The sequence below is a fragment of the Streptomyces sp. NPDC059679 genome (assembly GCF_042734105.1).
GTDB lineage: Bacteria > Actinomycetota > Actinomycetes > Streptomycetales > Streptomycetaceae > Streptomyces.
This window is the reverse complement of sequence record NZ_JBHWES010000024.1, coordinates 1-22685: the sequence shown is the minus strand read 5'-3', so window position 1 is coordinate 22685 and position 22685 is coordinate 1. Positions and strand designations below refer to the sequence as shown.

At 69.1% G+C, this 22685-nt stretch carries 15 protein-coding genes and 2 pseudogenes; 3 read left to right on the top strand and 14 right to left on the bottom strand.

Translation table 11 applies throughout. From position 1 onward, the window contains the following. Positions 1 to 40: 40 nt before the first annotated feature. A complete protein-coding gene (locus tag ACFV2X_RS24745; RefSeq protein ID WP_385620067.1) occupies positions 41 to 1006 on the bottom strand; it encodes a helix-turn-helix transcriptional regulator in 966 nt (321 codons plus the stop codon). Between the two features lie 96 nt (positions 1007 to 1102). Between ACFV2X_RS24745 and ACFV2X_RS24740 the strand changes: the two genes are divergently transcribed. Next, positions 1103 to 1468 (top strand): VOC family protein, encoded by a 366-nt coding sequence (locus ACFV2X_RS24740; RefSeq protein WP_046929261.1) that lies wholly within the window; start codon positions 1103 to 1105, stop codon positions 1466 to 1468. 86 nt (positions 1469 to 1554) lie between these two features. Next, positions 1555 to 2064 (top strand): annotated as a pseudogene (locus ACFV2X_RS24735) (helix-turn-helix domain-containing protein); the annotation flags it as partial. 340 nt (positions 2065 to 2404) lie between these two features. Here the strand turns inward: ACFV2X_RS24735 and ACFV2X_RS24730 are convergent. Then, positions 2405 to 4009 carry a Tn3 family transposase gene (locus ACFV2X_RS24730; RefSeq protein ID WP_385620351.1) on the bottom strand — a complete coding sequence of 535 codons (1605 nt, stop codon included), beginning with the start codon at positions 4007 to 4009 and terminating at the stop codon, positions 2405 to 2407. Between the two features lie 929 nt (positions 4010 to 4938). Then, positions 4939 to 5427, bottom strand: a pseudogene (locus ACFV2X_RS24725) (DUF4158 domain-containing protein); the annotation flags it as partial. Between the two features lie 313 nt (positions 5428 to 5740). On the opposite strand from ACFV2X_RS24725, the gene ACFV2X_RS24720 reads away from it, so the two are divergent. Next, complete coding sequence (locus tag ACFV2X_RS24720) at positions 5741 to 6502, top strand: class I SAM-dependent methyltransferase (protein ID WP_385620063.1); 762 nt, start codon at positions 5741 to 5743, stop codon at positions 6500 to 6502. A 41-nt stretch (positions 6503 to 6543) separates the two neighbouring features. Here the strand turns inward: ACFV2X_RS24720 and ACFV2X_RS24715 are convergent, their stop codons facing one another. The 11 genes from ACFV2X_RS24715 to ACFV2X_RS24665 all read right to left on the bottom strand — a co-directional run bounded on the left by ACFV2X_RS24715 (position 6544) and on the right by ACFV2X_RS24665 (position 20388). After that, positions 6544 to 7407 (bottom strand): IS5 family transposase, encoded by an 864-nt coding sequence (locus ACFV2X_RS24715; RefSeq protein ID WP_385620348.1) that lies wholly within the window; start codon positions 7405 to 7407, stop codon positions 6544 to 6546. A 31-nt stretch (positions 7408 to 7438) separates the two neighbouring features. Then, positions 7439 to 7846 carry a hypothetical protein gene (locus ACFV2X_RS24710; RefSeq protein WP_385620061.1) on the bottom strand — a complete coding sequence of 136 codons (408 nt, stop codon included), beginning with the start codon at positions 7844 to 7846 and terminating at the stop codon, positions 7439 to 7441. Positions 7847 to 7848: 2 nt separating this feature from the next. Further along, complete coding sequence (locus ACFV2X_RS24705) at positions 7849 to 8850, bottom strand: DUF6192 family protein (RefSeq protein ID WP_385620060.1); 1002 nt, start codon at positions 8848 to 8850, stop codon at positions 7849 to 7851. A 999-nt stretch (positions 8851 to 9849) separates the two neighbouring features. Beyond that, positions 9850 to 10623 (bottom strand): AAA family ATPase, encoded by a 774-nt coding sequence (locus ACFV2X_RS24700; RefSeq protein WP_385620058.1) that lies wholly within the window; start codon positions 10621 to 10623, stop codon positions 9850 to 9852. Beyond that, positions 10620 to 12245, bottom strand: a complete 1626-nt coding sequence (locus tag ACFV2X_RS24695; RefSeq protein WP_385620055.1) for a recombinase — start codon at positions 12243 to 12245, stop codon at positions 10620 to 10622. The genes ACFV2X_RS24700 and ACFV2X_RS24695 overlap by 4 nt, the downstream gene beginning before the upstream one ends. A gap of 18 nt (positions 12246 to 12263) precedes the next feature. Further along, complete coding sequence (gene cas6e / locus ACFV2X_RS24690; protein ID WP_385620052.1) at positions 12264 to 12914, bottom strand: type I-E CRISPR-associated protein Cas6/Cse3/CasE; 651 nt, start codon at positions 12912 to 12914, stop codon at positions 12264 to 12266. Further along, entirely contained in the window at positions 12896 to 13732 is an 837-nt protein-coding gene (gene cas5e, locus ACFV2X_RS24685) for a type I-E CRISPR-associated protein Cas5/CasD (RefSeq protein ID WP_385620049.1), read from the bottom strand. The genes cas6e and cas5e overlap by 19 nt, the downstream gene beginning before the upstream one ends. Beyond that, entirely contained in the window at positions 13729 to 14916 is a 1188-nt protein-coding gene (gene cas7e, locus ACFV2X_RS24680) for a type I-E CRISPR-associated protein Cas7/Cse4/CasC (RefSeq protein WP_385620046.1), read from the bottom strand. Before cas7e ends, cas5e begins: the two co-directional genes overlap by 4 nt. Continuing rightward, complete coding sequence (gene casB, locus ACFV2X_RS24675; protein ID WP_385620044.1) at positions 14913 to 15497, bottom strand: type I-E CRISPR-associated protein Cse2/CasB; 585 nt, start codon at positions 15495 to 15497, stop codon at positions 14913 to 14915. The genes cas7e and casB overlap by 4 nt, the downstream gene beginning before the upstream one ends. Then, the gene (gene casA / locus ACFV2X_RS24670) at positions 15484 to 17073 is read right to left on the bottom strand and encodes a type I-E CRISPR-associated protein Cse1/CasA (protein WP_385620042.1); all 1590 of its coding nucleotides are present in this window, start codon (positions 17071 to 17073) and stop codon (positions 15484 to 15486) included. The genes casB and casA overlap by 14 nt, the downstream gene beginning before the upstream one ends. 453 nt (positions 17074 to 17526) lie before the next feature. Further along, entirely contained in the window at positions 17527 to 20388 is a 2862-nt protein-coding gene (locus ACFV2X_RS24665) for an HD domain-containing protein (protein ID WP_385620039.1), read from the bottom strand. Positions 20389 to 22685 lie beyond the last annotated feature (2297 nt).

The following is a 22685-nucleotide window of genomic DNA, read 5'->3' as shown; positions in this document are numbered from 1 at the left end:
ACCGGGCACGTTGATTGAGAACAGGGGACCTGATCGGCAATCACGATGCGGGGGTTGAGTGTCTGTCAGCCAGGTCCCTGGCGAGCTGACTGATGCGTGCGCGGGCCGTCTCAGGGGCGAGCACCTCGATGTGGTCGCCGAACTGAAGAAGCTGACGCACCGACTCGATGTCGGGGTAGCGCACGACGACGACGCACGAGCCTTTTTCCGCGTCGGAGACATGGTGGATGCGGGTGCCGAGGATGCGCCGCGCCAGGTCGAGACCCTTTTCCGGCAGGCGGATGGTCACGCTCACGCGATCTTGCTCCTCAGTGCGTTTCTTCAACTCGGCCCATCTGGTGCGGAGGGTTTCGCCTGGTTGGAGCACGGCTGGTGCGTCTAGCTGTTCGAAGGCCGACAGTCGTTCCAGAGCGAGCAGCCGGCTGTCGCCCTGGTCATCGGCGACGAGATACCAGCGACCTGATTTCGCCACGATCCCGTACGGGTCGACCACCCGTGTCGAGGCCTGGCTCTCGGCGCTGCGCCGGTACTGGATTCGAAGGCGTCGCCGGTGTCGCAGGGTCGAGGCCAGATCCGATACTTCGACCGCTGCCTCGGGGGCAGCAAACCACGCGGTGCTGTCGACAAGCACAAGGTCAGCCAGCCGCAGCGGGCTCGGCGACTCAGGTGCTGCAGCCTGGCGGGCGGCGATCTTGCGCTCGGCCGACTCCCACACCGCAGTTAGGCCCATTCGCTCACGTAGTGCGCTGTCCAAGCCGGCCACGGATAGGGCCTCCAGTTCTGGTGGTTCCAGATGGGATGCGCTGAGCCGTGCACTGGGGAGCAGGACGATACCGCCGTTCCGCCCACGTTCGGCATAGACGGGCACGCCCGCTGTCGATAGCGCCTCGACGTCCCGCAGCACAGTCCGCCGGGACACCTCAAGACGCGCGGCGAGCTCCGTGGTAGTGAGCCGCTGACGGGTCTGCAGGAGCAGCAGGAGATGCAGGAGTCTTGAAGCCTTCATGCTTACCCATGTTCTCAGAAAAGGTGACAGGTTCCGTCGCGATTGGGTGATCCATTGGGTGCTGGACCGAGAAATCAACGAGTTGAGGAGCGCTCCATGCCCGCACCGAACCTGTTCCTGATCGGCGTCCGCGACGCCGAGGCCGCCACCGCCTTCTACAGCGACCTGTTCGAGATCGAGCCGACCTTCACCAGTCCCCACTACGTAGCCTTCGAAGCTGCCCCCGGTGTCCTGTTCGCACTGTGGACGGGCTACAGCGAGCACGCGGTCCCGAGCCTCCCTCGTACGACAGAGATCGGACTCATGGTGCCTGGGCCATCGCAGGCGATTGATGAGATCTTCACGAGGTGGGCCTCGAAGGGGGTCCACGTTGTGCAGGAGCCGCATGATGCTGTCTTCGGCCGCACGTTCGTGATTACGGACCCTGACGGCAACCTCATCCGAGTCTCCCCGGTCGACTGACCTGCACTATCCCTCCTCGCATATCTCCAAGCTGAAGGGCCGGCCACACACCATGGCTGGCCTTCAGCCTGTCTAGGAGCTCAGAAATGTCGCATTCGAACGCGGCCCTCACCCCGCGCCACCGGCTGAAAGTCGCTCGACTCGTCGCTGACGACGGCTGGCCAGTCAGCGAAGTCGCGGCCCGCTTCCAGGTGTCCTGGCCGACCGTGAAGCGCTGGGTCTATCGCTACCTCGCAGGCGAGTCCATGCAGGACCGATCCTCACGACCGCGGAGCTCTCCGGCCAAGACACCCAAGACCGTGACGAAGAGGTGCGTCAGCCTGCGACTACGTCTGCGGGAAGGGCCGGTCCAGCTCGCTGCGAGACTCAATATCGCCCCGTCGACAGTGCATCGAATCCTGCGATCGGCCCGCCTGAACCGACTCGCCTACGTCGACCGTGAGACCGGTGAGCCCGTCCGCCGGTATGAGCACGACCATCCGGGATCACTGGTGCACGTGGACGTGAAGAAGCTCGGGAACATCCCCGACGGTGGCGGCTGGCGCTACGTCGGCCGCCACCAAGGCGAGAAGCACCGCGCCGCGACGCAGAGCAAGTCCGCACCGGCCCCGGCTGCTGCCCTTTCCCCCGTGGGACAGCAGCCGGGGCCGACCCGTACGCTCCGGGCGCCGGGCGGAGAGTGTGACGGCCCCCGGCCCGGCGCCCGGTCCGCGGGGTATGGCCGATCCACCGCCATCAGCAGGCCCCGCGACCGGCGCGTTGGTCAGCGGACCCACTCATACTCATCCTCCGTATCCCACCCGGCGTCCCGCTCATCGTCGCTGAGCAGGTCATTGACCTCGGCCTCGGTCAGCTCCGTGTTGTCCATGGCTTCATGATGCCGAGCCAGCCGGACAGGCGGCACCGTCATCCGCACGACGCGGGCCGACGATTCCACTACAGTCCGGCCGCCGGGTCGTCGGTGGCCACCGTCCGCAGTGGGCGGTGGCCCTTCTCGTCGAGCTGGGCGAGTTCGCGCTCGTAGTCGACGGTGATCGAGCCGTAGTAGTTCACCGCAGAGCTGCGAGCCGGGGAGATGTGCGCCAAGACCTCGGAGTCCACCTCGCGGCCGGCCTTGCGCAACTCGTCGACGGCCAGGCCCATGTACTCCGTGTGCCAGCAAATGACGGCGTTCGTCACGACGGTCAGGCACCACGCCTGCTCGTTCTGCTGCTCGGGTTGGCGACGGCGCACAGCGCCTTCGCGGGCGTAGTGGAGCTGGCGGCGCAGGGAGTGGATGGACTCGCCCTTGTTCAGCTGCCGGGCGATCTTGCGGCGGTAGGACGGATCCGACAGATACTTCGCCGCGTAGATCGTTCTGCGAATAGCGCCGTACTCCTTCAGGGCCGCGGCCAGCGCGTTCTGCCGGGAGGAGGCGGAGAGCTTGCCGACGATCAGCGAGGCGGTGGCGTGCCCGTACTTCAGCGACCCCGAAAGCCGCAGCAGGTCGTCCCAGTGAGCGGCCACCAGGTCGAGGTTGGCCTTCTTCGTCAGCAGCGGCCCCGCCGTGGGGAACTTCTCCTCGTAGTCGCTCTTGGCGCCCATCCGGTACAGAGTGATCTTGCCCAGGTCGCGGATGCGGGGCGAGAGCTGCTTGCCGACCAGGTCGAACAGCCCGAAGTTGACCAGGGTCACCCCGTGGGTGTCCGTGGCGTGCTCGGTAATCGGCAGATCGGTGGCGTTGCCCAGGATCTCGTCCAGCACGTAGTGCGCCTCGCGGTGGGTGGCCACGATCACCTTGGTGCCGAACGTGGAGTGCTGGTCGGAGACGTGGGTGTAGGTGGAGATGCCCTCGGAGACGAAGTACTTGTTCAGGTGCCGCGCGGTGATCGACTTGCCCTTGACCGGGAAGCGCTGCCCGTCGGAGGAGGACAGCGTGCCGGATCCGAACATCGCGGTCATGGGCAGCTTGTGGTGGTGGTTGACCAGGCAGATGTTCGCCTCGCGCAGCGTCTCCTCGCGGATGTACCACTCGGCGGTCCAGGCGAGCACGTCGTATGAGATGCCGCAGGAGGAGGCCATGCCGTGCAGTCCGAGGTTCGTGGAGAGCCCGATCAAGCAGGCGATCAGGTTCCTCTTCAGCTGCGGGGAGCGGGCCTGCTTGCCGCCGGCGTGGGTGAAGCAGTCCAAAAAGCCCGTGTGCCGGTCCATCTCCACCAGCAGCGAGGCGATCGGCACGTTCGGCAGCATCCGCTCCAGCTCCGCGTGAAACTCCTCGGCCTCTGAGGGGATGTCCTCCGCGGTCAGCGGGGAGATCACCAACTCACCAGCATCGTTGAGCCGCACAGGACCGTCGCCAGTCTTGAGGGTGTCCTCCAGGTCGGTCAGGGCCTCATCCAGCTCGTCCGCCACCAGCGGCAGGGCCTCGGAGGCGTCAGGGCTCTTGCCGACCAGGCGGCAGAACTCCGCCCGGTGCATCTCCCATTGGGCGGGCTTGAACAGGTAGGCGGCCGGGTTGTCGTAGCGCCGTGAGCCCGGCACGTACACGTCCCCCGAGCGCAGGCCGTCGCGGAGCGCGAGCAGCGTGCACAGCTCCCAGTAGTGCCGGTACGCGGTCGCGTCCCCTTCGCCGCGGCCTCGTCCAGGTAGCCCTGCCAGCGGGTGGGCACGAACGCGGTCGGGGCGTTGTTCGGGACGTTGCGGGCGCCGGTGGCGTTCAGCTCCCGCAGGATGCCCAGGGCCTCGATCAGCGGCTGAGCCTCGGTGCCGCCTTTGAACCGCACCGCCCCCAGCACCTTCGGCGCGAACTGGCGGATATAGGTGTAGGAGCCTTCCAGCAGCCGCAGGTGCCCGTGGTCGCGGGGCAGGCGCGCGGTGGCCCCGGCGTTGGCGGAGATCAGCCGGGACATGCCGATCTTGCCGCGCAGCAGCGTCCCCACGGCCTCGTCGGGGATACCGGCGTCGGCCAGCACGGGCAGGATCTCGTCCAGCAGGGCGAGGCGTTCCTCCGAGAGTTTGGCCCGCTCGGCGAGTTCGTCGCGCAGCTTGATCTTCGCCCGGGACTCCGAGCCCGACAGGGTCTGGTCGAAGAGCTGCACGACGGAGTCGAGGATGTCGACCGCGGACTGGGCCAGCAGCGTCAACAGGATCGGGTGGCGGCGGTTCGGCTCGCGCCGGACCAGGGCCTGCGCGGTCAGGCGGCGCCCGATCTGGGCGAGGTGGCGGCGCCGTTCGGCGGGCAGCGCGGACATGTCGAGCGTGTGGGCGTCCAGGCCGCGCAGGAACATCAGCTTCTCGACCTCGCCGCCCACGCTGTTGGGCGACGCCTGCACCGGACCGGTGACCAACCAGTTCAGGCGCGAGGACCTCAGCTTCGCATCGAAAACCAGCAGCCCGTCCAGGCCGCGGGCGCGCTCATCGGTCAGCAGGTGGGCGACGCGAGCGTGGGTCTCCCGCTCGGCGGCCTGGCGGGCGGTGCCGACCTTCTCCAGCAGCGTGACCACACCGGGCCGGATCACCTTCGCCGAGCGCAAGTACTCGCAGCCCAGCCGGAACAACAGCGACGGCGCATCGTGTTCCATGGCACAGGCCAGCAGGAACTCGTCCAACTCCTTCAGCTCCAGCGACTTCGCCGGACGCCACCCCAGATACTTCGCCACCTGCCGCAGATGGTCCGTACGCGTCTGCTCCCGCGACACCCCGTACCCGCGTAGCACCTCCACCGGCAGACCGAGCTGCCGCGCCAGCCGCCCCACCGCCGCCGGCGGAGCGGAGAGAACGTCGTCCGGCACGAAGCCCAACCACGGCAGCGTGCACAACTGCACCGCGGCGCCGAGTACCGTCTGGGGACGCAGGAACTTCCGCAGGAACGCCTCATCCGCCGGGGTGAGGGTGAAGTAGCGGATCAGCTCTTCCTTGCCGATCGCCGGAAACGAGCGTAGGGCCTCCAACTCCTCGTCGGAGAACACCCGTGTTGCCATCTGCCCGCCCCTCCCGTCAGCCGATTCACTCGTTCAGCCCAACGAGCAAACCGACTCAACGGAAACGGCCCAGGTCAGGGGCTACTTCGTTGTTTTTTCGGCGAGTGCTACCGGGACCCCTTTCACGGCGATGTCCGGCACGCCTTGACCACCGGGCGTGTCGGGAATGGCGCAAAGCCGACGGCGGGGTGACCGGGTTGTACGCGACGGGTTCTTGCCGGGCTGCGGCCCGGCGGCATTCCCCCGGGCTGCCCGGCTCCGGTCTCGCCTAAGTGCCTGTTTTTGATCCCGTCGGGGAGCTGCCCTTAATGACGTGCGTGACGTGTTGATCCCGGGCCAGACTCGGTCCATGGGTTCTCGACGACGAGCCGGTTTAGACAAGGGCGAAGCGATCCCAGGTGACTACGACAGTGATCCTGGGCGCTTCGCCGCGAACCAGGCAGCCACGCAGCGCTTCGCGGCACGAGGTGACGTCCATCCCATGGTCGCCCGTCGCCTGTCTGCCGAGGGTGCTCGGACCGTCGTCGACATCGGAGGCGGCAACGGCCTCCTCGCCGGTCATCTCGCCCGCGAAGACGCGAGAACCGTCGTCGTCGACCGAGCGGGCCACGTCGGTCACGCTCCCCGTCCCGCCGTCCTCGGGGACGCCCTGCGGCTGCCTTTCCGGGACGAGTCGTTTGACGGTGCTGCCGCCCTGTGGATGCTCTATCACCTGGCCGACCCGGTACTCGCCCTTAAGGAGGCCCACCGGGTGCTGAAGGCGGGAGGGCTTCTCGCCGTCAGCACGGTCAGCCGGCACAATGACCCCGAGTTGGCGCCGTTCCTCCCGGGCTGGGGGAAGCCGCTGAGCTTCGACGCGGAGAACGGGCCCGAACAGCTTGGCCGTGTCTTCGATGTCGTCGATGTCCAGCGCTGGGACCGACCCATGGTCCACCTCGCTGACCAAGCCGCTGTCACGCTCTTTCTCCGAGGCCGTGGGCTTTCGGAGCAGGAGGCACCCCAGGCCGCGGAGCGACTCAAGCCTCCGTTGACCATCACTAAGCGCGGCATGATCGGCTGGGCCCGCAAGCGATGACGCGAGCCTCAACCTCGGGAAAGTCCGGGCTGCTCGGCGGCTCAGCTGGGGCACTCGGCACGCTTGGACCAGCCGTCCTTGCTGGGACCTTTGCGGGTCAGACGCCTGGTCATCAGGGTGATAAGTGCCCAGGTCAGATGACATTCGCTGTGTTGCGGCAGGCGCTCGTAGTCCCGGACGTTGCGGCGGGCTTTCATCACCCAGCCGATGGTCCGCTCCACTTTCCAGCGGCGGGGCAGGACGACGAAGCCCTTCGCGCCGGGCGGACGGGAGACGATCTTGAGAGTGAGATGGAGGAAGCCATCGGCCCAGTCCACGAGCTGGCCGGCGTAGGCGGAGTCTGCCCAGACCTGGGTGATCTGGGGATGGGTGAGACGCAGGCGCCAGAGCATTTCGCGGGCCGCGTCCCGGTCGGACATGTCGGCGGGCGTCACCGTGATCATCACCGGCAGGCCCTTGGTGTCGACCGCGATGTGTCTCTTGCGTCCGTTGATTTTCTTCCCGGCATCGTAGCCACGGGTGGCCTTGCTGACGGTCTCGGCGGCCTTCACTGACTGGGAATCGACGATGAGCGTGACCGGGTAGGGACATCTGCCCAAGTTGGTGCGGATCCGGCGCCTGAGCTGGTCACGGATGAAGGCCACCACCCCGGCCCGGTTCCACCTCCAGAAAAAGCCATAAACTGTCTCCCATGGGGGGAAGTCGGACGGGAGTGCCCGCCACTTCGCGCCGTTGTCGACGATGTAGCGAATCGCATCGACGATCTCCCTCCGCGGCCACTTCTCCGGGTGTCCGCCGGTCTTGGTCTGGCAGGCCGGAACCGGCAGCAAGGGCTCGATCAGCGACCACTCGGCAGTGGTCGTGTCGGACGGGTAGCGGCGTCGGCGGCGTGAAGCGGCGGGCATCTCAAACTCGGCGGAGGTCTCGGGCAAGGGGCTATCGGATGAGCTGGGCGAGGGTGGCGCGGACGCCGGTGAGCTGGGCGGCTGCCAGCTGGGCCCATTCGTCGTCGGGGTAGCGGGCCAGGTGCGGGTCGAGCGTGCCCGTGATCATCCGGGTGAGGCGGCCGAGGATCTGCTGGAACTGCTTCTTCTCGTACTCGATCCAGTCCGCGGGGTCCTCGGAGAACATGTATCCGTGCCGGTGGTGCCAGATGATCGGTGTGAGGTGCTCGGCGGCCCCGACGTCCCGCAGGTGCCGGACTCCTCGGGTGACCTGCCCCTTGGTCAGGCGGGTCGCGGCGACCAGCTGCCGGGTGTGCAGCCCGGCGGGGCGGGCTTCCATCAGGGCGACGCGGACGAGGTCGCTGTAGTGCTCCGTAAGCGGCCGGGCCGCGCGGGGCACGGTTACTCGCCCTTGAGGAGCTGGGCCAGCTGCTCGTCCAGGGTGAACTCGCCGTGGTCCATGGCTCCTTCGAGCCAGTCCGCAGCCGCGCGGACCTTCGAGATGCCGCGGCGGACGGTCTCGCGTTCGTCCTCGGTAAATTCCTGGCCCCGCAGCCGGGGAACGAGTCGGCCCAAAGTGGCCACGAAACTGTGGCAGGAGCCGACCAGGTCCACGTACTCGATGGTGTGCTCGATTTTCCGCACGGCCGGCGTTCGTTCCCGGATCCGGTCCCGGGTCTGCTCGGAGTTGTCGAACTGAGCCCGGTTGACCAGCATCCGGGTCGTGTCGTCCCGCATGGCTCCCCGCGCGACGGTCGGGCGCCGCAGCAGATCGGCGGTGGCCTGACGGGCGACGTTCTCGTCCCGGGTCAGCTCGCCGACGAACCGCAGCTTGTCCTGCGGACTCACCTGCTCGCTCACCATCGGCCGCCGCAGCAGATCCGACGTGACCCTGGTAGCGACTTCCTCATCCCTAGTCAGATCGGTGACGGCCTGCACCTTCTCCTCGACCGTGACCGGCCGGTCCACCCGCTGCCCCACCAGACGCTTGGCACTGTCATGGGTCCACCGACGCTGACCGGTGCGCTGATTGAACGGAGGGTCGTCGATCGCCGCCCACCGCTCCGCGTCGTCACTGATCGACGCCAGGATCCGGTGAACACCAAAGGCGACGTCGTCCTTGCGCTTGTCGGCCGGCCACCGCGAGGCGGTCCACCGCCAGTCCTTCACCGTGGACGGGGCGACCCCGATATCCTCGGCGAACAGCGCGAGCGACTCCTCGACCGTGAACAGGTCATCGGTGCCATTCGGCATCGACCCGCCTACCGGCCGCATCGGCTCGATCTCCAGGGCCTTGTCTCCCAGAGCAAACTGGGCCCGCGCGATCTGCGCGACCAGTTCCCGGGCCTCGGCGACGATCTGCTCGTAACGCTCCCGCGTGACGTTCCCGATCCGCTCCGGCACGGTTCCCACCACCTCACCCCCGGCCGGGCACCACCACCGGGCAGTGGTCGGTTAATCGGATGACCCGACCAGGCTTAGGCCACCGTGACGCGGACGCGTCATCGGGCGGCAGGGCGCGATTCGGGGGCGCTCGAAGCACCCGGCGCGAGCCGTAAAACCCGTGCGAAACGCGAGCGTCTTGTGGTGCTGAAGTGCCGTTCGGCTACGGCGTTTCCGCAACGTCCATCCGTGACGCCTTACGTTCGCGGCAGGCCCTCACCCGGCACTGGGAAGAGCAATACCGAGCCGACCGCGACCGCTCGACACCCACCGTCCAAGACCGGCCGCAAACCGGACACTCCGCCTGCTCCCCCTGCTGCATCGCGATCACTCGCTGCCGGGCTCGCTGAAGCGCGCGCCACCGACGTGACCTGCACCTTCCCGAGCAGAAAACAGCTCCCGCCGCCATTGATGACGGCAGCGGATCACCGCACTCCCGACAGTACCGCCGGGCCGCCCCACCAGACGCCACGACCCAGATCATCCAGCCGGTCAGCCCTGAAGACCAGAGTTCAAAAACACTCACTAAGCGCGCTCCTGCCGCGCCGAGCAGCAACGGTCGCCGTCGTGGCGGCGGCCCGGCCGGAGTGAGGATCAGAGATAGCCTGCCGGGCGCCCCGCCCGGCGATGCCTCTCACCGAAACATCCGGCTCCGGTAAAGTGAGCAAGACACGGCCCGCCGATCTTCGAACGCACAGGTCGCTAATGGACTTCCCCAAACGTCTGGGGGTCACCCCGCCCGGTGCACCCGCTGGTTGTCGGCGTTGATGCCTTCCCCACACGCGTGGGGGTCAGCCGCGGCCGATGCAGTCGGTGATCGGGTTCGGGCAGATGAGTGGGATTCGCTGTCCGCGCGGTTGTGGGGGCATTGCTCGCTGAGCGCGTGATCATCGTCTGCTGGCTCCATCTCCTGCCGGATGAAAGGCGCAGGGCTCGTCTGTGTCTGGGGAGCCGTCCGTTTCACAGCTCGTCATCGGCTGAGAGGTGGAGGTCGGACGGGTCGAATGTGTCCAGGGCTTCGCGTGCGATGTCGCGGGTGAAGCCGTCGAGGGGTTGGCCCTGCTCGGTGAGGAGTTCTTGGATGGCGCTGGTGAGTTTGGCCCAGTCGCGGAAGTTGCCGCGGCAGGCCGCGTCGTCGAGCCACAGCAGGTCCTCGTCGTTGGTCTTGCTCCACACCGGGTGGTAGTGGGGCATGTGCTCGACGACTTCGGCGGGGTGCAGGGGCTTGAAGCGTGGCCATTGGGTGATGCGTGAGGCGAGGGCGGGTCGGCGTCGGAGGTGTCGGCGGGTGTCTTCGGCGCCGACGAAGACGACGGTCGGGCGGGGGCGGACGGTGTCCCACAGATTGCGCACCCATTCGAGTGCGTCGGTGGTGAGTCCTTGCGTTTCGTCCAAGACGAGGACGTAGGGCCGTTCGGCGAGGGCATCACTGATGCGTGTGTTCAGGCCGCAGGTGCTGTTGGGGATGTCGAGAGTGGCGGCGACGGATTTCTTGATCTCTGTGAGCCGGCAGTGGCGGTGGAACTGGAAGAACAGGGTCGTGTCGGGGGCGAGATCGCGTAGGCAGGTACGGACGGTGAGGGTTTTACCCAGTCCGACGCCGCCGTGGATGCAGAGCATGGCCTGGAACTTGATTGCGGACTGGAGTTGTTTCTGCGTGCGCAGCACGGTGCGGGTGGGCACGAGTCGGGCGTTGGGCAGGTCGAGGTAGTGGCCGTCGCTGCTGGTGTTCACGAGTGGTCTTCCTGTTCCGGTGTATCGGGGCTGGGGGTGGTGGGCGGGTGGGTGAGCCAGGAGGTGGTGGGGGCGGGCAGGTTGTCGTCGGTGTCCGGTGAGGGTCGCCGGCGGCCGGCGTCGGTCCAGGAGCCGGTAGGTTCGGGTAGGTTTTCGTCGGTTGTGGCGTGGGGGCCGGGCAGGTCGGTGTCGTGGGTGTGCTGCAGGTGCTGGCGGGCTTGTTCGGTGGTGAGGGTGTTGAGGGGCTGGGGCGGGGCCGGTGTGGTGGTGGCGGCGTAGCGGTCGGCGACGATGCGGGGGCGTTTCTCCAGGGCCTTTTTCAAGCGTGCGGCGTCGGCTGCGTTGGCCTCTTTGACGCGTTTGATCACGTGGGGGGCGGCGGCGTTGGTCCAGCGGGCGGTGCCGATGTACTCGTCGGTGTCGGCGTTGTAGACCTCGACGGTGTTGTAGTAGCCGGGCAGGTGGCGCAGGCGGACGCAGGTGCCGATTTCGTCGCGCATCCAGGTTTCGAGATAGTCGCGGCCGTTCCAGTCGATGCCGGTGTCGGTGATGGTGAAGGTGCGGCTGACGAGGGGCAGGGAGCGGTTGAGGGCGCCGGGTGGCAGATCGTGGATGACGGTGCGGTCGGCTTTCCATGCTTGCAGGGGGGTGCGGTTGCCGAGGCTGCGGATGCGGTGCTCGTGGTTCCAGCGGTGGACGAAGTCGCGGATGCTGGCGGTGAATTTTTCGAAGGTCAGGAGGTCTTCGAGGGGCGGGGGTTTGGGTTTGGCTCTGGGGTTGGGATTGGGACAGTGGGTGTAGCCGGGCATGCCGCGGAAGTGCATGTCTTTGAAGGCCGCGTTGAGGGATTCGACGTAGGGTTTGAGGTCGCCGCGGCCCGGTGGTAGTTCCACGCGGCGTACGGCGAGGGCTCCCATGGTCTGGGCGACGGCTTTGCTGAGGAAGTCGGCGCCGCGGTCGACGCGGACGAGTTTGGGGATGCCGCCGAAGGGCCCGTGGTGGCCGCCGCGCTGCAGGGCGTGGTGGATGGCGACGATGATGGCTTGGCTGCTGGGGGTGTGGGGGGTGACGGCCCAGCCGCAGATGCCGGAGTTGGAGCAGTTGACGAAGAGGGTCAGCCAGGGCTTTCGGGCGGTGCCGTCGACGTTGACCCAGACGTCGGCTTCCTTGTGGTCGGCTTCCCAGGCGTCGTTGCGGCGGCCACGGTCGCGGTGCGAGCCGTGCAGGTCGAAGCGGCGGCGGGCCTTTTCGCCTTCGTGCAGGCCGGCGAGGAAGCTGGGCGGGTAAGTGCGGGTGACGGCGCGGTGGAAAGCGGAGTAGCTCAGCGGCATGGCGCCGTCGTCTTGCAGGGTGCGGTGGGCTGCGGCGATGTTGCCGCACCAGCGGATCAGCTCGTCCTCCATACGCGGGGTCACTTCGGTGGCTTCACGCGGTTTGCGCTGGTAGTGGCCGTCGTTTTCGCGGGCGCGCTGCATCCAGCGTTTCACGCTCTTGGTGCTGCGGCCGTGGGCGGCGGCGACCGTGTGCAGGTCTTCGGGGGTGAGGGTGCCGGCGGCTTCGAGGGCGAGGAGGTGGGTGACGGAGGCGGCGCGTTCGGCGTCGTCGCGGTGTGGTGCGGGCATGAGTGGTCCCGTGGGGGGTCAGGCGGGGGCGAGGCTGAGCAGGCCGGCGCCGTAGGACTTGGCGCGGCCGATTCCGGTCAGCAGAGCGTCGGTGAGGGCGGCCGGGTCGGTGATGAGAGCGGTTCCGTCGAATTGGAGGAGGCGGTGGACGGGGCCGGGCTGGTCGCGGTCGGGGCGGCGGAAAGGCTTGGGTTCGCTGGTGGTGGCGTGCAGGTGCAGGCCGGCCTGGGTGGCGCGGCGGTGCCACCAGGCGAGGGCTGCGGTGTCGTCGAGGGCGAGGACGCGGCCGTGTTTGGGCTGGGGTTGCTCGCCGGGTCCGGGTGGGCGGCGGCTGCGGGTGGAGGGGTTGGCGGTGATGCGGTAGCGGACGGGGCGGCCGGGTGTGAGGGCGCTGAGCATCGGGGTGAGGTCGCGGGTGTCGGCTTGGCCATAGTGGTGGGGCAGGGCGGTGAGGTCGGGTGGGATGCGGGTCTGCACCAGCAGGAGGGGCTGGCGGTTGCCGCGTTCGAGGCGGAAGAGCGCGCCGGCGCTGCGGCGGGGGTGGGGGCCGAGGTTGTCGGGCAGCAGCCGCATGACGGTGCGGTGCAGGGCGGTGTAGTCGGCCAGGTCGCGGCGGACCGTGGGGTGGGCGGGGTTGAGGCGGATGCGGGTCAGGGTGGCGGTGGGCATGGCTGCTCCAGTTGGTGGCGGTAGTCGGCCAGGGCGGGCAGGGGGTTGGCTCCGGCGTAGAGGGCGGCGGGCAGGTGCTCGGTGGTGGACCACAGCGAGCGGACGGTGTGCCGGCGGTGGTGGGGGGTGAAGTCGGCGGGGTTGTCGGCGAGTTCGCGGTGGGCGGTGGGGTTGGGGGGTGGGGTGTCCCACCAGAAGGTGACCGGGATGCGGTCTTCGTCCGGGCCGGGTGGGCCGGGCAGGGTGAGGGGTGCGTGCTTGAGGAGGTGGGTGAGGGGGTCGGTCAGGGGCGGGGTGAGGACCAGGGGTTCGTCGGGGACGCAGGCGCGGCGGCCCAGGTAGGGGGCGAACTGGGGGTGTTCGAGGGTGTTGGCGAGGTGGGCGATGAGGGTGGCGTCTCCGTGGACGGCGACGGTGAAGCAGGCGTCGGTGAGGTAGTGGCGGTGGGTGACGTAGGTGGTTTTGCCTTCGGGGCGTCGGTCTCCTTTGCTGGTGCGTAGTTGTTGGTGGCGGGGTCGGCCGCTGCCGGTGGTGTGGAAGTCGGTGTGCGGGGTGCCGGGTTGGTCGACGCGGATGGTGAAGGACAGGTCGGTGTAGCGGGGGTGGCCGGGCAGGTCGAGGGGGTCGAGTGCCTGGTGGCGGGGGCGTCCGGCGGCGGCGGCGAACATGCCGATCAGTGCGGAGCGGGTGGGGTGGGGCTGGGTGTCGCGGCGGGTGAAGGCGGTGTCGGTGCCGTACGCGCTCAGGACACCGGCCAGGCGCAGGAGCAGCCCGCTGGGCGGGGTGCTGGTGGTGTCGGCCAGCGGGGGCATGGTCATGCCGCCGTGCAGGAGCGGGGTGTGGTGGCGGGGGCGCCGGCTGCGGCGGTGAGGGCGTCGATGAGGTCGTCGTAGCTGGTGTGGCGCTTGCCGAGGTGCTTGAGCGGTTCTGGGTCGGGTGCCTGGGTGACGTGGCCGTGGGCGATGCGGTGCCGGGTGCCGAACATCTGGGTGGTGATCCCGGCGTGCTGGGACAGGGCGCTGCGGGAGGGGGCGAGGTAGCCGCCGTGTCGGTCGGCTTTGACGGGCTGGTGGAAGGCGGAGGCCAAGGAAACAGGGCGGCGGTCACGGACGACGTAGTGGACGGTGTCGGGCAGGGTGTGGGGGGCGGTGGAGTTCTTCTTGGCCTGCGGCAGGGTGGAGATGAACACGTCCGTGAACGCAGCGAGCAGGGCGATGGCCTGGGATGCGTTTCCGCCGAGGTTGTGGGTCAGTTCGGTGAGGTTGACGGTGGCGTAGCGGTAGAAGACACCGGCGCTGAGGTAGGCGGTGTCCAGGTGGGCGCTGGCGGAGTCGCCGGGCTGGGCCCAGTCCTCGACGGCGGTGAAGAAGTCGGGCTGCAGGTCACTGGTGTGGGTGGTGAAGGCCCAGGCCATCTGGACGGCGCCGTCGACGTGGGCGTCGGCGAGCCCGGCGAGGAAGCGGCCGAAGAGGCTGATGCTGGCGGTGCGTTGGCACAGCAGGCTCACCACGTCGTCGGTGGGCAGGTAGGCGGCGGGGGTCTTCGCGGTGGACTTGGCTTCCTTGGCCATGCCCTTTTCCAAAGTGGTGCGGTGGCGGGCGCACAGGGCGGCAAGGTCGTCGAGGATGGTGTCGGCGGGCACGTAGAGCATGGCCAGGGTGCGGTCGTCGGCATCCGGGTCGGTGGCCAGGCCTTCGCTGGTGGCGCTGCGGGGGATCTGGGCGGCGGCGAAGCGGGCGAGGTCCTCGGGCCAGCCGGCCTCGCGCAGGGCCTTGGCCAGGCGGGGAGGCAGCATGCGGGTGCGGGCGGCGGGTTCGCCCACAAGGGTCTCCAGCGCGTGCCGGTCGGCGCGTTTTCCGCACTGGCTGGAGAAGGCTGCGCGCTGGGTGTTGCCGACCATGAGGGTTTTGGGCTCGTTGTACTCGCCCCGGTTGAGACAGGAGGCGGGGATGTCCTGGAGGATGTGCAGGTCGACGTAGCGGGCGAGGTAGGGGTTGATCATGTGCTGCTCTCTTCCTGTGTGTGGGGTCGCAAGGCTGCGGGCTGGGTGGGGGCGGTCAGGTAGAAGGCGTCCTGCCAGCGGGTGGCGACGCTGAGGCGGTTGCTGGTCCAGTAGGTGAGGTCGGCCAGCAGGACGGCGAAGTCGGGCGGGCAGCCGGCGCCCAGCAGTTGGCGGATCAGGCCGGGCAGGCGCCGGTGGAGCAGGTCCTCGGACAGGCGGATGAGGACGTGCAGTTCCTTCTCGTAGGGGCCGTCGGTGCGCCCTTGTGCGGCCCGGGCCAGGGTGGCTCCGAGGTTGGGGCGGGATCGCCAGGCGACGGGCTGATCGGGGTCCGGGGCCGGGGTGATGGGGCGGCGGTCGGGGCGTTCGTGGGCGATGAGGCAGGCGAGGGTGTAGTGGGCTCGGCGGTCGGGTTGTTTGTGGGTGAGGCGGCTGAGGCAGGGGTGCAGGCGCTGGCAGTGGTCGACGGGCTGGCCGCGGCCGTCCTCGAGGGCGGAGCGGATCTCCGGGGTGGTGCACAGGTCGCGGACGGCGGCGACGTAGGCGTCGCAGTGGACGCGGTAGTCGTCACGGCTGGACATGGCGGGCTGCTTTCTTGCGGCGGGAGGCGGGAGCTGCTGCGGCGGCCAGGGCGCGGACGGCGCGGGCCAGAGCGGGGCCGGCCATACGGTGGCGGGCCAGGTCCGGGCGGACGGCCTGGCGCAGCACGTCCGCGGCGGTGCGGGCGAAGACCGGATAGGGGTCGCTTGCCTCGTCGGTGTTGTGGTTGACGAGGTTCCAGAACGCCTGCTCGGCGCGCGGCCAGTACAGGGCCAGTGCTTCGCGCGCCCACCGGCTGGGCCTCTGGCCGCGGCGCGGGGCGGGTGGTGTCCCGCCCGTGGCGGGGTTTTGGGTTTCGTTCCAGGCGGTGTTGGCGTGGGTGCGCAGGAGGGCGGCCAGGTGTTCGGCGGCTTGGCGGCAGGCGGCGATCCGGCGGGCGGTGGGCGGGTCGTGTTCTTCGGCCCAGTTCCATAGGGGCGGGGTCTGGGCGGTGTACCAGATGCTGTTGGTCGTGCGGCCGTCCTGGTCGAAGCCGCACACCCGTACCCGCAGCCGGGCCCGTACGGGGGCGGGCAGGTCGTTGAGGGTGTCGAAGACCGCGGGCCGGCGCTGGGTGCTGTTCTCGTCGCCAGCGAGCAGCAGGGCGTCCAGGTCGCGCCACAGGGCTCGGTCGGCGTCGGCGCGGCGGGGTGTGTCGCGTTGCTCGGCCTTGGCCCGGGTGTGGGTGTCGATGATGAGGTAGGGGTCGGTGGCCGGGTAGGCGGGGTGCTGGGTGGCCCAGGTGAGGTAGGCGTCGGTGGCGGCGCTGCCGTCGGCGTTGGGGACCAGCAGCACGGCGTGGCGGGAGCGGCCGGTCAGCAGGCGTTTGGGCCAGGTCGTCGAGGGCGGTGGGTTGACGGGGTCGGGCGGCTCGGGCTCCTGCCAGGGGCAGGTGTCCGGGGAGTCCTGGGGGCCGCCGCGGTAGGGGAACTGGTGCAGGAGGAGTGTCTCGAGGAGGGTGGCGCCCTGGGGGTGGAAGGAGAGGGTGGAGCGCAGGGGCCCGGCGGTGGCCCGGCCGCTGGTGTGGGGGCCGGCGCTGCGGGTAGTGCAGCGGCCGGCGGCGCCGTAGTAGTGCTGGATGAGCAGATGCCAGAAGGCCTCGTCGCTGGGCACGGGGCGTGGGGCGGTGTCGGTGTGCGGGCTGAGCCAGGCGATGTTGTTGCCGGCGGGCCGGCCGAAGACGAGTTTGTTGATGCCCGAGGTCTTGGTGCACTGGGCGGCCAGGCGGGGGTCCTGCAGGAGCGGGCGGCGCTGGTCGTAGAGGTCCAACGCGGCGGCGTCGCAGTAGCCGTGGACGTCCTGGGCTTTCAGGCCGCGGCCGCTGGTGAGCAGGTCGGTTCGCCGTTCGTGCCACTCCTCCAATGACAGGTTTGCATCGTCCAGGCCGGTGAGCTCGGCGGTGATGGCGGTCAGCAGCCGCAGCAGCGCGGACTGCGCGGGCGGCAGGGGCAGTGCCAGGTCGTCGATGCGGTGGGCCTGGATGAGTACCTCGCGCAGTCCGAGCGTCTGGTGTTGGCCGGCCATATGGACCGGGATGCAGGGACGCAGGTCGACGGGGTAAGCCGGCGGGGAGGGCACAGGGGGTGTCTCCTTCCCGTGAAGCGCGGGCCGGGCAGCGGCCCGCGGCGCGGGAGGATCGGGTGTGGACAAGACGTTCGGGCGCTGCACACGGCAAGCGGAGCGCAGCGCGGCAGGAACGAAGGCGGGCTGTGCCTGCCCTCAGGTGCTTTTCACTGAAGCACGCCCGCCCGAGAGTGCGTCTGTTATGGGGTATTCAGCCCGTGATGATGTGCCGAGGGTGTATAACGCCCGCGCGTGCGAGGAGGTCTGGCCGCGTCATGGGCGGCGTGCTGGGTGCGGTTGAGCGCCGCCCCGGGGGCGTGCACCGGCGTGTGCGCTGACGCTGTACGGGCGGGCCCGGTGGGTGTCGGGCGGTACTGGGCGCACGTGCAGTGGGCGGAGCCCTCCCCTGCCCCCGTCGAACCTGGTCCCGGCGGACCGTGGCTAAATGGCGGGACCGGGTTCGGCCGGTCAGGCCGGTGCCTCGTCGTGGATGAGGCCGAGGTGCGGGTCGAGGTGCAGGAGGTGGGGGCCGAAGCGGACAGGCCCCGGTGCGGCGTCGTCGTGGATCAGCAGGGTCAGGTCCGCCAGCAGCGCGTGCTGGCGCCAGGATTTGGGCAGTTGTGCGGGGGCGTCGGCGAGCCAGTCCTCGGGGACGTTCAGGGTGCGTTCGAGGATCGTGCGGATGGCGGGCGCGGACAGCCGGGGGCTGTCGGGCAGGGCCAGGGTACCGGCCGGGTCCAGGTGCAGCGAGCCGTCCGGCTGGCGGTAGCAGGCCAGCAGGCGCCGCGGGCGGGAGCCTTCCCGGGTGGGGGCCGTACCGGCGGTGGTGGGCCGGCGGTAGAGGTCGGCCAGGGAGCCGGTGCGGGCGGGTGGTGGCACGGCTTGTTCCTGCCCGAGGTGTTCGTGGGCCCGCAGTTCGGCCTGGTAGGCGGTGTGCAGGTCGGCCAATGTGTCGGGGATGCGGGTGGCGGCTGTGTCCAGCAGGCCGGGAAGCTGGGCGGGCAGGTCGAGATCGTGGGCGGGCGGGCGGGCCAGCAGGTGTGCGGCGGCGTGCAGTTCGAAGGCCGGCTCGCCCTTGCCCCACCAGTGCGGAAGTTCGGTGCGGCCGTCAACGACCGGGTCCAGTACTGTCAGTTGCGGCCCGCGTTCCAGGATCCAGTCGGGCCTGTGGCGGCGGCCTGTGTGGCCTTCTTCCTGCCACAGTCGTTCGAAGCGCCACAGCCGGCCGGCCCGTTGCAGCAGCCGGGCCAGCGAGGCCAGATCGCTGATCATGAGGTCGCAGTCGATGTCCAGGCTCATGTCGAGCAGGCTGGTGGTGACCACGACCAGCCGTTCAGGGCGCATCCCGGCCGGGCCGAGCTGGGCGCGTACTCGCCGGGTTATGGCCTCGCGCTGATGGCCGGGAAATCTGGCGTGCAGCAGCACCAGTTCCTCCCGGGGGCGGGGCCAGGGCATGCCGGTGAGGTAGCGGAAAGTGTCCTGGGCGTCGGCGACGGTGGCGCACACCACGATCGCGCAGCCGCTGCAGGTCAGCACAAAGCGGACCTGTGCGGCGATGTGGTGCAGCCGTTCCCCGTCGGCCACGGGCCGTCCGGTGGTGCCGAGCCGGGCCGCACACACGGGCTGATGCCGCACGGTCAGCCGGCGGCGGGTGGCTGTGGCGTGGGCGGCGGCCTGAGCGGGGTCGATGCGGGTGACGGCGCCGTCGCGGGCGGCGGCGAACAGCCAGCCCGGGTAGGGAACGTCCACCTCCAGGCCGTCCAGTTGATCGGGCCGCAGTCCCGCACCGGCCAGATAAGCGTGCACCAGTTCCCGGGCCACGGGCGGGGCCAGCGTGGCGGACAGCAGCACGACCGGTGTGCCCAGCGCTGCCAGCCAGCGCAGGAGCCGGGCCGTCAGACGCCGCATGTAGGGGGTGGCGACGTGGATTTCGTCCAGGATGACGGTGCGCCCGGACAGGGCCAGCAGCCGCAGCGCGCTGTAGCGCACCGGCAGGACGGCCATCAGCGCCTGGTCGATGGTGGCGACGGTGAACTGGGCCAGCAGCGCTCTGTCCCAGCCGCGCAGAAAGGGGTCCGGGACGGTGACGTGGTGCTCGGGGCGACCGGCGGCGTCTTGTTGTGCGTCGAAGTACTCGTCCAGCGTCAGCTGGCCGGCGGCTTCGAGCAGCCGCTTGTCGGGGTAGGCGGCGCTGTCCCAGCTGTGGTTGTGCACCAGCGATACCGGGGCCCGCTCAGGCCGGTGGGCGGTCACGTAGGCCACCAGATCGTCGTAGGCGGCATCCGCGATGGCTGTGGTGGGCTGCAGCACGGCCATCCCACGGGTACCGCAGTGGCTGTTGAAGATCCGGGCGGCCTCCTGCCCTGTGATCGTCTTGCCGGCGCCGGTGGAGTCGGTGACCACGAGGATGCCCGTCCCCTGCTCCTTCACCGCCGGCTCGAGCTGGGCGATGACCGAGGCCTGCAGCCGGTTCGGGCCGCTGGTGTGCGGATGAGCCTGAGTGAAAGGCACGCTGGACAGGTCGACCCGCTCGAGCCCGGACGCGGTCACCACCGCAGCGGCCCACCCCTCCTCCGCGTCCGCGCTCGCCGGGCGGCGGGTACTGATCCAGTGGTCCAGCGCGCCCGAGGCCAGTGCCATCGCGCGCGGCTTCCACTCATGAGGCTGGCTCACCAGCCGGTCCGCGACCATGATCAGCCCCGACAGCAGGACCGCCGCCTCGGTGGAAATCCGTGACGGCGGCGTTCCGGCACCCGTGAGGTAGCGGATCTGGGCGAGGTAGCGGCGCCGCAGGTCCTGCCACAGCGAGCCGCCGAGATCGAGACGCACCCGCTCGGCACGGGCTGCTCCGCGCACGTCGCACTGCAGATAGCGGCCGTGATGGGCCCCAAGGATCTGGGCCGCGCGCACCGCCGGGCTGGTGTTGCCTCCCAGCCGGTAGCCGAGATCGGCCAGGAGTTCAACAGCCGTGTGCATGGAGGCACGTTCGTGCCGTAGCAGCCGCCACGGCCCGGCATCCGCGCGCAGTTCGTCGCTGACCTGCGCCCACGCTCCCGGCTCGCACATCTGGAACCGGCCCGCCTTGCCGATGTCGTGCGAGCCTGCCAGGAACATGGCCTCGCGCCGCGCCGCGGCCGGCGTAAGACCCAGCCCTCGGCAGATCACCCGGCGCTGCGCACGCGTCAGGTACCGGTCCCACAACTCCCCCATGACCGCAGCCGCGTCCAGCAGATGGAACAGCAACGGGTAGGTCAGGCCGCTGAGCAGGCTGTACTTCCCCCACACTGACAGATCCAGGCCGTCTTCCCGGCTGTCCTCGACCACACCCATCCAGCCAGCCCCCTCCCCTGCCGTCCCAGGCCAGGACAGCAGCCAGGGCGGCACCTTGCCATCCCCCAAACCGGTGAACCGCGCTCTGCCCACGCCGACATAATCAGCCGCATCTCCACAGCTCCCGCCCTGCTGGCACGCCATCGCGGCCAACGGCCGTTCAGTGACCGAGGGGTTGACCTCGGCAATTGCCGCGCCACCGTGGCGGCACGCGGCTCGTCACAGCGAACACAGCACCAGGTGCTGTCACTCCGAGTGGTTGAGACGACGCGAGCAAGCACCCCCGGGCCCCGGGCGTACCGCTCTCTCCAGGCAGTGCAAAGCGCGCGTGAGGCGGCCTCGGTGAGCAGTCAACAAGCGCCGGTCCACGGCGTGTCCGGCCCGGTCGCCTCCGTCTTCACCGATAACACCGCACATGCCCGTTAAGGGGTATACCTTCGTAGTACAACGCACTTCTTGGTCCGCAGCAGCCTCCCGCTCCAAGCCCCGTTAACCGCTGACCAATTCAGCCCGTGGGGGTCATACCGTCTTCTCCACCACACCGGCACCACCGGCATCCCCTCCCCACACCCGCCCCGACCGCCCCCTGCTACGGGCACCAAACGACAGGTATGCCCGCCCGGCAGAGCCATAGAAAGCAACCAAGCAGCCCCAACGCTTCGAACAAGACACCTGCCCCTGCCGGTACTCACAGGACCACAGCACGTCGTCCTCACGGCCGTTGAATCTGACATCCATTCCCATCCCCTGCGCGTAGATGTCCACCCAGAAGGCGGCGCCGTGACCTCGTTGCCGATGCCGTTCCCTCCCCACGCCCACAAGGCCAAGGAGGCGTACCGTGTCACATCTCACCTCGCAAAAGCGACAGTTCAGACCTCCACCGAAAGACTCCCTCTCTGAGCGAAGAACAGTAAAATCCTCTCCAGACAGAAGCAGCCGACCAGATCAACAAGGGTCCCGTCCCCAGGCATGGGGGTCTCTCCGCATCGCACCCCCACCGCCGGCGCCGCGCGCGGTCCCGTCCCCAGGCGTGGGGGTCTCTCGAGCTGCTGTAGAGGAGGCTGTTGCACGGTGGCGTCCCGTCCCCAGGCGTCGGGGGTCTCTCGCTGCGTACACGACCGTTGTGGTCGTGACCTGAGTCCCGTCCCCAAGTGTGGGGGTCTCTCGCCCTCCGCACGGCCGGATCGCCCGACGGCCGAGTCCCGTCCCCAAGTGTGGGGGTCTCTCGAACCCGCACCTCTCACCGCTGCGGTACACGGCGCCCCGTCCCCAGGTGTGGGGGTCTCTCGATCAGACCTTGTGGTTGGCGCTCGAACGGGAAGTCTGTCCCCATGCGTGGGGGTCTCTCAGTCACCGCGCCGCCGGCCTCTACGTCATCGATATCCCGTCCCCACGTGTGGGAGCGCCCCCGAGGACTCACAGCCTTCAGGAGCGCTTCGGTGGTTCCGTTCCGCCATCAGCAGGAGCCAGCCGTCAAATAACGTCCCGCACTTCAGCAGCCAACCGCTCGGCGCTAAAGGCAAACTCCCGCGCCCCGGAACAAAGAGCAGTAAAATCCTCTCCAGACAGAAGCAGCCGACCAGATCAACAAGGTTCCCATCCCCACGCGTGGGGGTCTCTCGGAGTGCAGTCACGACGAATACTTCGATCTCCCGTCCCGTCCCCAGGTGCGGGGAGGTAGGTTCCCCACCCGTGGGGGTCTTCCTCGGTCGCGCTCGAGCTGGTAGGTGCTGGTGCGGTAGGTTCCCCACCCGTGGGGGTCTTCCCCGCAGCCGCCAGGCGGCGTCCATCCCGTCGCAGTAGGTTCCCCACCCGTGGGGGTCTATCCTGCCCCTGAGACAGCAGGACCGTACTGGCGAAGTACGTTCCCCACGCGTGGGGGTCTATCTCTGCCCGAACCGCTGACCCGCAAGCGCCGCGAGTGCGTCCCCTACCCGTGGGGGTCTATCGAAGGCCCGCCCGGCGAACACCGTGCCGTGGTCGTGCGTTCCCCACCTGCATGGGGGCCTGTCCCGACGAAATCCGTGGGCGGCCCGCCGTTCAGCCCCCGACCGAACAGGGCCTGAGAGCTCCTCGACCCCCTCAACACTCCATACGGATAGGCGCCTTCCGCATGGAAAGGCTGCAGGTCAGCACCCATATTTCCTATCAGAACTCGCGTCAAAGTGTCCTGCGGCTTCGCGGCTAAATGTCCACCCCTTCCAAGACGGCAACTACGGCAGAAGCACAGGTCAACGCAGCTTTTCAGCTGGACATTTTCACGCGAACTGTTCTGGCCACTTTCACGCGAGTCACCA